We start from the raw sequence: 12,044 nt of genomic DNA on the forward strand, positions 1-12,044 counted from the left end.
CAAAAAGGTATATCTTGTCGCTGAGCGATTTTTGAAATACCTTAGAAAAATTATGAAGAACCATTTTTCAAAAAATCAAAAATATTCACGACAGCAGATGATTCATCAAGCTATTGGAAAGCAAGTAATGGCTGAGCACGAATTAGAGCGTGCACAAGCTGTAGGCTGGCGGAAGTACTGGATCCAATGGAAAATCAGTATGATTACTAAGATTAGATACAGAGGAATATTCTTTCTAGGAGCAGCAACTGAAGCACCCTGATTAACATCAGATTAGACAAGACAGGATAGTGTAAAGCCCCTTTTCTTTCCATAAGCCTACAACAGAAGAAATCCAGAATTGGGAGAAATTAATTAGTATTCAATTACCTGACTAAACCAGTATTATATAGCGTAAATCGAAAACACATTCAAATAGATAGTTCTCTTATGTTTCTTTGTGGTTATCCTATTTTACTGCAACGGTACACTCGTCCAAGGCTACTATGTGTGATTGAAAAATTCAGTACGGTAAATACTGGTAGTCTTTATAGATGATTGGAAAATAATATTTTGCTACTTATTCGCAAGAAACTATGCTTCAGTATATTATTTGGAATGTTGACCCCGAAATCTTTTGCATTGGGTCTTGGCCAGTGAGATGGTATGGCCTGCTGTTCGCTGGCGGCTTTCTGATTGGCGTTCAGATTATGACGTACATGTTCAAGGTTGAAAAGAAGCCTCTTTCTGACATTGACTCATTGCTGATCACGATGGTGGTTTCAACTATTCTGGGGGCGAGAATAGGGCATTTTCTGTTTTATGAGCCATACATGTTCATCCAGAATCCGTTGCGAATCATCACACCTCCTTTCGATGGGCTGGCCAGTCATGGAGGCATAGTAGGGATTTGTATTGGTTTGTGGATATACTCGCGACGTGCATCAAGCAAGACAACCGGTCAAACGTTTTTGTGGGTAACCGACCGCATCTGTATCATAGCCGCCCTTGCCGGAGCTTTCATCCGGTTTGGTAACTTGATGAACTCGGAAATCTTCGGAAAGCCGACAGATGTACCTTGGGCTTTTGTTTTTCTTCGCGACCATGAGTTTAGTCAAGTACCCCGACATCCAACTCAGTTGTATGAATCCTTATCCTGTCTGCTATTATTCGCTTTGCTATTCTGGTACTGGATAACGTACCGAAAGCAATCAGCACCGGGTACGATCTTGGGTATATCTTTAGTTTGGGTATTTACCCTACGCTTCGTCTGGGAATTTTTTAAAGAAAATCAGGTTGGTTTTGAAGATAGTATGAGCCTTAATATGGGCCAATTATTGAGCATCCCGGCCATTTTGCTGGGGTTGATTTTGCTGTTAAGAAACTTCATCAGACCCGCTTCCCTGATTCCCGTAGCTCTGGTTATTCAATCGTCAAGTCTTTGTTATCAATGTGATCATCAGTCTGCCTTGCCCACTTCCAGCAAGCCCAATTCTGATCAATGTGAAGAGTTAATTTCGGATAAGCGACCTCTCGAAATAAGACATGTTCAAGACCGCATAGTTGAGGGAAAAAAGCAGCTTTCGATATGGAGTTGTATAGTCTAATGTCTCTTATACAATAGTTTATTGTGGAAAAATAAACTCTAGCTCATCAATGCTAAAGTGTGAACAACTAAATATTGTAAGAGTAATGTGTAGAATAAAATCAATGATTAATTTATTGATAGTTCTGTTAATATTATCTTGTACAAATCCAGTTGAAAAACCAAAGCACTACAAAACCACCCTAGTTAAGTGGACAAAGGCTGGTAAGGTCAGAGCAAAAGGGATTTTGACGAATGAAAAAAAACAGGGTTTATGGAACGAGTTCACAAATGATGGGGGCTTAGCAACTCAATGTGAATATCTGAATGATACTCTAAATGGTAAGTGCTTAGGATACTGGAAGAGTGGTAAGCTTATGATTGATGGGTTTTATAAAAACGGTCTAAAAGAAGGTGATTGGCTTATATATTACGAGAATGGTAAAGTCATGCAAAAGGGAACATATAAGGAAAATAGACAAGTAGGTTCTTGGGCGTACTTCTATGAAAGTGGAAGTCTAGAAAAGAAGAAAATCTATCCACCGAAATAGTATTTAAGTCATAAAAGGATTCAAAATATAAACATTTACTTTTTTAGAAATTTCACATAAATTATCTGTCAAGCCTGAACTAGAAAAGCGCAAGTTGATGACTATCTGCTAGTTAGGTAGTAGCACAGCTCGTTCATCTAATACTCTGGCGATCTGGTTGCTCAGTGACGTAACACGGGAAGCAGTCTTACGGTCGCATTCATTGGTGAGTATCACAAGGCCCAGATTGAGTTCGGGGTAATTGACGCATAAGCTGCTGAAACCGGGAATGTTGCCATCCTGCCAGATTACTCGGTTGTTATTTGATTGAAGCATTTGCCAGTTCAGTCCGGCCGAATACGTAGTACCGTTGCTCCAGGTGGGTTGATGGGTAAGCTTTACCGATTGACTTTGTTCTGCTACGTTCCATTGCACGTATTTCAGCATATCATCGACTGTCGATTTCAGCGCACCGGCGGCCTGTAAATCGTCAGGGTTTGTGAGCGTCTCTGCACCGCAAGAGTTGTAGCCTTTAGCGTAGCGTTTCTGGGTGATGGGTGTCAAGGAAATCGAAGTATTATTCATGTCCAGTGGCTGCGTAATCTTCTGGTGAACAAGATCTTCGAAGGATAGATTATACACGTTTTCCAGAATATAACCCAGTAGTTGCGCGCCGGTATTTGAATAGCGGAAGCGATGGCCCGGTATGGTATCCAGCTTAATCTGGCGTAAATCAGAATAGAAATCGTTGCGGGCGTTAAATGGTACGTGCTGCATTGATACCGCCGATGCTGATGTGTTGGCGTTTGTGAACCTTTCTGAATGACTGGGCATTAGAAACGGCAGGCCAGACCGGTGATTGAGCAGTTGAAATAGTCGAATCGGTTGACCGGCATATTCCAGATTTGGATAATCGCCCGGCAGGTATTTCCGAATATCGTCGTCCAGCTTCATCCGTTTTTCAACAACAGCCTGTGCCAGCAACGCTCCCGTAAAGGTTTTTGTGATCGACGCAATCGGATAAAGTGTCTGGCTGGTAGGTAGTTGAGCCTTTTCTTTTTCAACAGTGCCGTAGTTGTATACCCACGTCTGGCCGTTTCGAACGATGCCAAGCGAAAGTCCAACGGCCTGCGGTTTTGCCATGAACTGCTGAATAGCCTGATCGACCAGCGAGTCGACCAGAGTGTTCAGCGGATTGTCGGTCAGAAACCGTTCTGGGCGTGGAGGAAGTTTGGTGAGCGGTTTCGGATGAGCCGGCTCAAGCAACGTAGTGATAAAAAGCAGCGCAATTGTTAGCCAGGCATTCATAGGTAGTCATTGGTTGAGGTTGTATCAAACAGGAACTTCAATTTGCCGGTGATCATTGTACTGATGAACCCCACGGCAGCGGCCGACCGTCCTAAATCCCTCCCCCGTAGGGAGACGGTCGGCCGCTGCCGTGGCGTATAACACTCAGATGCAGTTTTGCACCATTACGTTGCTTACTTCGCTTTGCGGACGTAAATATTGCCGTTCATGTTCTTCATCATGATTTCGCGGCCACCTCCGTTCACTTTTCCCTGCACCCATTCATCGATAGAGACGCGATACATACCGTTCTGATTGCTCTTGTTAACCTTCGACGCGCTTTTATCAACGTCCATGTCAAAATCGGTAAACATATCGCCCCGGTCCGATTTGAGTTTCAGGTTCATTTTGGCCGACGCCGGAAACGTTACATCCACATTCCCGTTGAGGGTTGAGAACGCCATTGGCGTATCTGTATTTACACTTTTGAACGTAGCAATAACACCACCGTTTACCGTATTGGCCACCGCCGATCCGCCGATGTTGGTCAGCTCAATCGATCCGTTTACGTTGTTTACCTCAATCTCACCCGTTACGTTATCGACCACAATCTGGCCGTGGTTAATCGTGCCGATACGTAGCGAAAATTGTTGGGGAACCTTGATATTCAGATCGATGGATTGATGCACCGAGTTGGTTTCGATATTAATGGTATTGCTTTTCTCGCGGGCGCTGATGTCGAGTGGATTGCCGGGCGAAATGCGCTTCATCCCATTCGAATTTTTGTCGTCGTTTTCTTCGCGTTTGCTACGTCGGTTGCTGGGCGTTGATGCTACGTCGATGATAACATCTTTGCCACTATAGCCCGTAACACGGATTGAGCCGTTGATCAGATTTGCCCGTAACGTACCGGGTTTGCCCGGATCACTGAGCGGAACCACTAACTGCTCTTTCACTTCGTTCTGGGCAAATAATGAACCCGTAGTGAGCAGGCTTATAACCAGTATTTTAGCTGTCAGATTATACATTTTCATCAGGATTGTTTTTTAATGTAAATACTACCGTTGAAGGTTTCGAATTTGAACGTTTTGCCGCCTTTACCGATGCGAACGGCGGTGTTTTTATTGAGTTTGTACACAGTACCATTTTCCGTTTTTTTCTCCGTTTTGGTAGGCGCCTGTGGCAATGGTTCGGCGTCAGGAAAGTCGGTATAGAAACTTCCCTGAAAGGTCTTGAATTGCAGATCGGCCGATAAATTGTTCGGATACGTGACCCGAATATTGCCGTTGAGCGTATAATAAGACGAATTTTCGGGCGGATTTGCTACGTAGTCGATATCAACATTGCCGTTTATGGTGTGTGCGTCGGTCGTACCTTTAATGTTGTTGAGGGCAATGGCTCCGTTCACGTTACGTGCCTTCAGATTCCCGTCCATATTTTTCACCGTTACGTCGCCCCGGTTCACGGTCGACACGATCAGGTTCATCCAGCTTGGCACTTTCACCGTATAATTGAGCGTAAAATCATACTCAACCTCCCGGTTCCGGTTCCAGTTGTTACGTTTGTAAATGTTAGGGCGCGTGTCGAAAGGTTCTTCAAGGTAGGCTACAACGCTGTCGCCTTTCTGTTCTAGCTGAAGCACGAGTTCCTTTTTGCCGAATTCAAGATCCTGCTCACTTTTTGCCGTCATCGATTTGTCAATTTCGAACAGCACTTTATCGCCGGAATAACCTTCTACCTTAACAAAGCCGTTAAGGTTATAAATGGCTACTACGCTGTTAGTTGCCGATTTTTTGACGGTAAATTCCTTCCGAATTTGCTCTTTAAATTGTTGAGCAGTCACTGGCGATTGGGCACAAGACAAGGCCATCCCCGCCAGAAGGGAGATTAGTAATAGTCGCATAGGTGATTGGGGTTTTACGTGTTGTTTACTGAAAATCAGGATAATTCCCGAATGGTTTGTTCAAGTTTACCTTTCACAAGGTGGTTGGTATTGTTGTCGTGGAGCAATTGCCGGAGGGGTTTGATGGAGCGTTTTTCCTGCAATTTCACCATTACGTCGGCCAGTGCCGATTGCATCAGTGGCGATTCCTGTTTCGCAATCGACTGCACCAATCCTTCGCGCACATTCGGGTTGTCGGCCAGTTTGGCCAGTGCTTCCAGCGTTACCAGCCGGACGTTTACATTAGCATCGTTGTTTAATGTTGTCAGCAGGGCGTCAACAACTTTATCGTCGACCTGATTGATTTCTTCGGTATAACTCACTGCCCGAAGCCGCTCCGAAGCCGCCGGATTTTCGAGCCCCGACAGGAGCATCATCTGCCGCATTTCCTGAACCTGCGTCGACAACGTATCAATCTGCTGTTGCTGAAACGCTACGTTTGTGCTGGAGTGCTGGAGCCAGTAACCGGCCATAATCCCCACACCCACAAGAGCAACGCTATAAGCCAATCGTACCGCATATTTTGGTGTCAGAAACTCCTGTAATTTCGCCCATAACGTATCGGCAAACGATTCTGATGACTTCTCCGAAATCGTTTCTTTATACGTATCGAGCATCGCCTGAAAACGTACCTGCGCCATCGGACTCGGTTCAGGCGTAGAAACCTGCCCCATCATCTGCCAAAGCTGCCGAACCGAAGCGGCTTCCGCCTGACAGACCAGACATTGGGCAAGGTGCGCGTCCATGATGGCTCGCTCGGCATCAGGTAACTGATTGCTGAGCCATTCGGTCAATTGCTCTTGCGTCTGGTCACAGTTTATAGGCAGTTTTTCCATTTTCGATAGTCAGGTATATTTTCTTCAGTTCATTCATGGCCCGGTGCACCCGCACTTTTATCGCTCCTTCGGTCGTGTTTAGCACACGGGCAATCTCTTCGTACTTCAACTCCTGATAGCGGCTCAGTACCAGCACTTCACGGTTGTCGGCGCTTAGTTTGGCCATTGCCCGTTGCAACGTATCGAGTTCCTGACTTTTCTGGAGTTGTTCATCGGCAGTGGGCCCTCCGCCAATTTTCTCTGCTACGTCGGCCAGATCGTATTGTTGCGACGAACGTTTGTTTTGCTTGCTGTGATCGACCAGTACGTTGCGGGCCAGGTGATACATCCAGCTTCTGAACTCACCTTCGCCGGTAAACGTATGCCGATATTTCAACATGCGGTAAAAAACCGTCTGCACCATATCTTCGCTGGCTTCGCGCTGGTTGGTCATGTGAAACAGGAAGCCGAACAGCGGTCGGTTATAACGCTCGAATAGCAAGCCCATCGTATCGATACGACCAGCTTTTACCTGCAACATAAGTGCGTTGTCTGTCAGAGCGTTCAAGCGAAAAAGAGAATAGGTTTGGTGGTTTTTGGACTGGAAACTGCGCAACCTGAACAAGGTTACAGAAAAAAGTGAAATATTTTTTGCCACAGAGACACACCAAGGGTTTCTCTGTGGCAAAAAACAAAAAGCCGCCCGAATTGAGCAGCTTTTGTAGGGTATTAGGAAATTACAGTGTAAACCTACTACTTAATTTATAGTCGTTTGGAGGCTATTGATTGCCTACTTTAATGCCAAAACTACGTTCCGTTTCCTTGATGATGGCCTGCTTTTCGCGCTCACTTTTACCCGTTACGTTGGCTGTACGCTCAATAACCAGTTCTTCGCCATCTTTCTCGAATGTATACTGCATCCAGAGACGACCGTTTTCCTTATCCTCCTGAACACGTACCGACAACGGTGCTACCTCGCTTGGAGCCAGCGTAGACGTAGTGGTTGCGTTACTGTTGAAATCGTAGGCGCGTGTGCTGTAGCTGGCGGGTTCTGGAGATGTTTTCTTCTTTGCCCAGTTTTCGGCTGTGTTATCCGTACAGGCCACCATTGCCTGCGTAGCTGTAGCTTGTTCCAGCGAATCGATAATGCGATACTCAAGTGCTTTAACGGCACTGGCTTCCATATTCGCTACGTTGAACGAGCCATTAAAATGAACCGAACGATCAGCGTCTTCAATATCGACACGAATACGTAGCTGCCGACCATCGGTCGAAACATGCTTGCTTGACGACCGTTGGGCTATTGCACCAAAGCTAACTGCGATGAGTAATACGGTAAATAGCGTTTTCATGAATCGGCGGAAAAGGTAAGACTAAGTTAAGTAGAATTACTCCTATCTATCTTCGTGCCAATCATGCAAATTTCTGTATATGAGTTTGTTGTGTATATATGAAGAAATCGGATGTCCGAAAACGGACAAATTCTGTACGGCAGTGGACAAACGATTCTCCGCTACATGATTCAGGATTTTTGCCTGATTCGGATAACCGTTAACTAGATAGAAAGCTCAACTGGCCTTGCAACAACGGAAATAGCTTTATCTTGATAAATAAAGAGTACGAAATCAGTTGAATAAAGTATAGTACCGTTGTGTAAATATTGTTGAATTTAATACATAATTGTTTAATATAATCGTAATCTGTAAAGTAAAGTGACCTTGGCTGAAATCAATAGTTTTGTTCGTTCTGTTTTATCCCAAACTATTCTAATCGTATGCTTAAATTCAGTAATTCGAACGTAGTGTATGTTGCCTGCCTGATCGCCAGTCTGGTCGTGGGCTGTAATTCGGTTGATAATTTATCGCCCGACGTAAACGATTTCTCGGCTCGTGGCTCGGCTAAACTTCAGGCCATCTCGTTGACGGAAGGTTTTGAGGTAGGTTCAACTAGCCCTAAAACCGCTTATGACGTAGCACCGACGGGTTCTTCGAGTGGCGACAACGTAACGTTACAGGCAAAATCCTGGAATATATTCGATGGCCTGATCGGGAATCTGAGCGCCGATAAGCGGGCTGGTTCGTGGTCGGCGCGGCTTCGGAATACGGGTAAACTAACGATGCTGTTCGACGCTACGTCGGGAGCCAGCACCGTAACGGTGAAACATGCTACGTATGGTACCGACCCGGCCAGCACCTGGGGGTTGTGGTATTCAGGAAACGGTGGCACTAGCTGGACGCAATCGGGTTCGACCATTACAACAACCGCAACGCTTCAGACGCAGACGTTCACGCTGAACGTAACAGGCAACGTTCGGCTGGAAATTCGCAAACTGTCGGGCGGTTCGAACCGGATCAACATCGACGATATAGTTATTAACGACAACGGCGGTACGAATCCTCCGGTAACGGGTAAAAAATTCCTGTTCGATGCGACCAAACGCGAAAATGCGGGTAGCGCCGACTGGCAAATCGACGCCGACGGAACCGAGAGTGTTCCTACATACACAGGTGGTACGACCACCGAACTGAAAGCACAGCGTTTTCCTACGCCAGCCGCTTCCGGCATTACGGCCAGTACACCTGAAACGTACTGGAGAGGGGGAATTTCGGCGTGGGCGGTTGAACTAGTGAAGCGTGGAAATCAGGTTGAAACCCTGCCAAACGGAACGGCCATTACGTATGGAAATAGTTCTAATGTGCAGGATTTGAGCAACTACGATGTTTTTGTTGTGGTTGAGCCAAACCGGTTGTTTTCGGCTACAGAAAAAACGGCTATTATGAATTTTGTATCGAATGGGGGTGGTCTGATGATGATTGCTGACCATACAGCTCCATCACTTACGGGTACTGATCCAAATGGGTACACGCCTTCTGACCGGGATGGCGATGGCTACGATTCGCCCCGCGTCTGGAATGACCTGATGTCGAACAATGGTATCAACAACAACAAGCCATTCGGATTTATGGTCGATTTAATTGATATCGATGAGCAGCCAACCACTAAAGTCTATACGGGTTCGAACACGAATGCGCAGAAAGTGCTAAACGGCGTGGCGGGTACGGCTTCGAAACTGGCGTTCTATGCGGGGGCATCTGCTACGTTGTATCCGACCAATAACGCCAACGTGCAGGGTCTGTTCTGGCGCATGAGCAGCAGCGTAGGCAATACGACGGGCGTTATGGCCTTGCTATCGACTTATGGTAACGGACGTATCGTTTTCATTGGCGATAGCTCTCCCGCCGATGATGGAACGGGCGATCCGAACGATAATCTGTTTAACGGATGGTCTGGCGATGCGCCTTCGGGTTATACGTCGCACCCCGCGTTGCACATGAACGCGTCGCTCTGGCTGGCGAAGATTCAGTAAGCGTTTTTTAGGTTGTAGGATTGTTGTATTTGTAGAGACAAGGCATGCCTTGTCTCTACGTGTATTATTCAGAACGTAGCGATTTCACCGGATTTGTCAGCGCGGCTCTGGCACTCTGGAAACTGATGGTGAGAAGGGCAATACCAATGGCGAATAGTCCTGCCAATGCGAAGAGCCACCACGCCATGTCAATTCTGTAGGCGTATTCCTGAAGCCAGAGGTTCATACAGTAATAGCCAATAGGAATGGCGATCAGCATGGCCGCCAGAATCAGCTTCATGAAGTCTTTCGATAATAAGGCCAGTAGACTGAGTACTGACGCTCCCAGCACTTTACGGATTCCGATTTCCTTGATACGCATTTCGGCGGTGAACGTAGCGAGTCCAAACAAACCAAGGCACGAAATCAGGACGGCAATAACGGCAAACGAATTGAACAACGTAGCAGTCCGGGCTTCCGTTTTGTAAAGCCGATCAAAGGTTTCATCCAGAAATTTGTAGTTGACTGGGCGACTCGGAATCATGTCGGCCCATACAGCCTGAACCGCATTCAGTGCTTCGGATTCTTTGCCGGGTACAATTTTCAGATAAATGCCACTGTGCCAGCCCGGTTGGCTAAACATTACCAGCGGACCAATTTTTTCGTGCAGACTTTTGTAATGAAAATCCCGCACAACGCCCATAACGACGCCTTTATTCCCCTGAAAATGAAACCGCTGACCAATTACAGGCTTACGCAGGTTGAATTTCCGGACGGCGGCTTCGTTGAGCACTACGTTTTGCTCATCGGCAGTATTGTTCTTTTGGAACCAACGTCCCTGCGCCATTTTGAGCTTGAATACGTTCAGATAATCCGACTCTACCGAAATCTGTGCAACCGTAGGCTGGAAATCCGCCGGGCGGCCATCCCAATCGAGGCTACCACTGTGCGCACTATTGATTTCGACAATATTCTGGCCGGCAACGGTGGCATCAGCAATGCTGGACTGTTCTAACAGTCTACTTTTCAACACCATCGGATCAACCTTCGGCTGAACACCCCACGGAATGGTCAGTGCCACGATATGGTCGCGATCATAGCCAAGTTTGGTTGTTCGGATAAAGCGGATCTGCTGATAAACCACCAACGTAGCAATCAGGAAAATAATCGAAATCGTAAACTGAACGACGACCAGACTTTTCCGAAAAAAGCTATTACCTGAACCTAATACGTTGAACCCACGAATGGCGCGAATGGGCTGGAATGAGGACAGTAATAATGCCGGATAAATCCCGGTCAGGATGATTGCCAAAAGCGTAGTTCCTCCTAACACGAGCCAGAGCGATGAATTGCTCAGACCTAGCGTAAACGTCTTATTAGTCAGGTTGTTGAAAATCGGCATAAGTCCATAAACCAGCAAAATAGCTACACCCAGCGCCGTCAGACACATCAACGACGATTCGAGCATAAACTGCCCAAATAGTTGCGATGTACCCGCGCCAATTAACTTCTTCACGCCAACTTCTTTGGCCCGGATACTGGCACGCGCCGTTGTCAGATTCACGTAGTTGATGCAGGCCATCAGCAGAATGGCGAGCGCCATCCCCAGAAAAATGTAAACGGTACGTCGGTCGCCCTGTTCGTTGTCCTGCCGACCAAGCGTGTCGAAATGAACCTCCGCTAATGGTTCCAGTTCGAGCGTAACGCCGGTGTCGGCTTTGCCCGTTTCTTCATCCCGTTTGGATTGCTGGATAATGTGGGTGATTTTCTTCTGTAGCTGCTGGATATTAGCATCAGGACGTAGCACCACATAGGTTTCGCAGTTGAAATTACCCCATTTGTTGTCGTTTTTGGCCGTTTGCGGATTGGCCAGATGAGCCGACATTGGCAGCAGACAATCGAATTGAAAGCTAGAATTGACAGGATTGTCTTTCAAAACGGCGCGTACTACGTAGTCGAGCGTATCAATACGTACCAATTGACCCACTGCTTTGGCTGATCCAAATAATTGAGCTGCCCGCGATTCAGTTAAGGCCAGACTGCGCATGTTGCGGTTAAAACCAGTCAGACTACCGTCGACAAGCGTATAATCGAAAATCGTAAACCAGTTGTCGTCGACGCTGGCGGCTTTGGGCAAGGTGACTAACTGTTCCCCGATTTTCATTGTCAAACCGTTCCAGAATGGTTTTGCAACCCGCGCTATCTGTTCGATTTCGGGGAGCTGCTGAATTTGCTCCATGAGCGGAAGCGGTGTGGTAGACCAGTGCCAGGTTTCTTCTTTACTGACCTGAAAATGAGTAATAATGGCTCGGGTACGTTCTGATTTTGCATGATACGTATCGAAACTCAGTTCGTTCTGAACCCACAACAGAATGAATACGGCTGCGGCCATGCCAACCGCCAGACCTGTTACGTTCAGTAGGCCAAATAGTTTGGTTTTCAGTAGATTACGTATAGCAAATCGAAGCATGATAGGAGAGGGTTTATGGTAACGGATATAGGGCTTGGGGCATAGGGCTTGGGAAATGTTTTTTACCCCATGCGCCTAGCCCTAAGCTCC

General features: G+C 46.6%; 11 protein-coding genes. 4 read left to right on the top strand and 7 right to left on the bottom strand.

The annotated features are described in order from the left end of the window. The first annotated feature begins 52 nt into the window (after window positions 1-52). The 3 genes from ACYVD4_RS09600 (at window position 53) to ACYVD4_RS09610 (ending at window position 2,115) form a co-directional block, all read left to right on the top strand. On the top strand, window positions 53-262 hold the full coding sequence (locus tag ACYVD4_RS09600; protein WP_460944878.1) for a hypothetical protein: 210 nt from the start codon (window positions 53-55) through the stop codon (window positions 260-262). 313 nt (window positions 263-575) lie between these two features. Beyond that, window positions 576-1,586 carry a prolipoprotein diacylglyceryl transferase gene (lgt, locus tag ACYVD4_RS09605; RefSeq protein ID WP_460944880.1) on the top strand — a complete coding sequence of 337 codons (1,011 nt, stop codon included), beginning with the start codon at window positions 576-578 and terminating at the stop codon, window positions 1,584-1,586. Window positions 1,587-1,689: 103 nt separating this feature from the next. Next, window positions 1,690-2,115, top strand: coding sequence for a toxin-antitoxin system YwqK family antitoxin (locus tag ACYVD4_RS09610; RefSeq protein WP_460944882.1), 426 nt, complete (start codon window positions 1,690-1,692; stop codon window positions 2,113-2,115). 108 nt (window positions 2,116-2,223) lie between these two features. Here ACYVD4_RS09610 and ACYVD4_RS09615 read toward each other — a convergent pair whose 3' ends face one another. From ACYVD4_RS09615 to ACYVD4_RS09640, 6 genes are all read right to left on the bottom strand, one after another. Beyond that, window positions 2,224-3,402, bottom strand: a complete 1,179-nt coding sequence (locus tag ACYVD4_RS09615) for a serine hydrolase domain-containing protein (protein ID WP_460944884.1) — start codon at window positions 3,400-3,402, stop codon at window positions 2,224-2,226. A 173-nt stretch (window positions 3,403-3,575) separates the two neighbouring features. Beyond that, on the bottom strand, window positions 3,576-4,415 hold the full coding sequence (locus ACYVD4_RS09620) for a DUF4097 family beta strand repeat-containing protein (protein ID WP_460944886.1): 840 nt from the start codon (window positions 4,413-4,415) through the stop codon (window positions 3,576-3,578). Beyond that, on the bottom strand, window positions 4,415-5,284 hold the full coding sequence (locus ACYVD4_RS09625) for a DUF4097 family beta strand repeat-containing protein (RefSeq protein WP_460944888.1): 870 nt from the start codon (window positions 5,282-5,284) through the stop codon (window positions 4,415-4,417). The genes ACYVD4_RS09620 and ACYVD4_RS09625 overlap by 1 nt, the downstream gene beginning before the upstream one ends. Window positions 5,285-5,319: 35 nt before the next feature. Next, window positions 5,320-6,159, bottom strand: a complete 840-nt coding sequence (locus ACYVD4_RS09630; protein WP_460944890.1) for a HEAT repeat domain-containing protein — start codon at window positions 6,157-6,159, stop codon at window positions 5,320-5,322. Continuing rightward, window positions 6,134-6,679 carry an RNA polymerase sigma factor gene (locus ACYVD4_RS09635; RefSeq protein WP_460946200.1) on the bottom strand — a complete coding sequence of 182 codons (546 nt, stop codon included), beginning with the start codon at window positions 6,677-6,679 and terminating at the stop codon, window positions 6,134-6,136. Before ACYVD4_RS09635 ends, ACYVD4_RS09630 begins: the two co-directional genes overlap by 26 nt. A 238-nt stretch (window positions 6,680-6,917) precedes the next feature. Next, the gene (locus tag ACYVD4_RS09640; RefSeq protein WP_460944892.1) at window positions 6,918-7,490 is read right to left on the bottom strand and encodes a hypothetical protein; all 573 of its coding nucleotides are present in this window, start codon (window positions 7,488-7,490) and stop codon (window positions 6,918-6,920) included. A gap of 422 nt (window positions 7,491-7,912) precedes the next feature. Here ACYVD4_RS09640 and ACYVD4_RS09645 point away from each other — a divergent pair, with 422 nt between their 5' ends. Next, window positions 7,913-9,505, top strand: coding sequence for a hydrolase (locus tag ACYVD4_RS09645; protein WP_460944894.1), 1,593 nt, complete (start codon window positions 7,913-7,915; stop codon window positions 9,503-9,505). A 64-nt stretch (window positions 9,506-9,569) separates the two neighbouring features. On the opposite strand, the gene ACYVD4_RS09650 is transcribed toward ACYVD4_RS09645, so the two are convergent. Beyond that, window positions 9,570-11,954, bottom strand: a complete 2,385-nt coding sequence (locus ACYVD4_RS09650) for an ABC transporter permease (protein ID WP_460944896.1) — start codon at window positions 11,952-11,954, stop codon at window positions 9,570-9,572. Window positions 11,955-12,044 lie beyond the last annotated feature (90 nt).

The sequence above is a fragment of the Spirosoma daeguense genome (assembly GCF_054776875.1).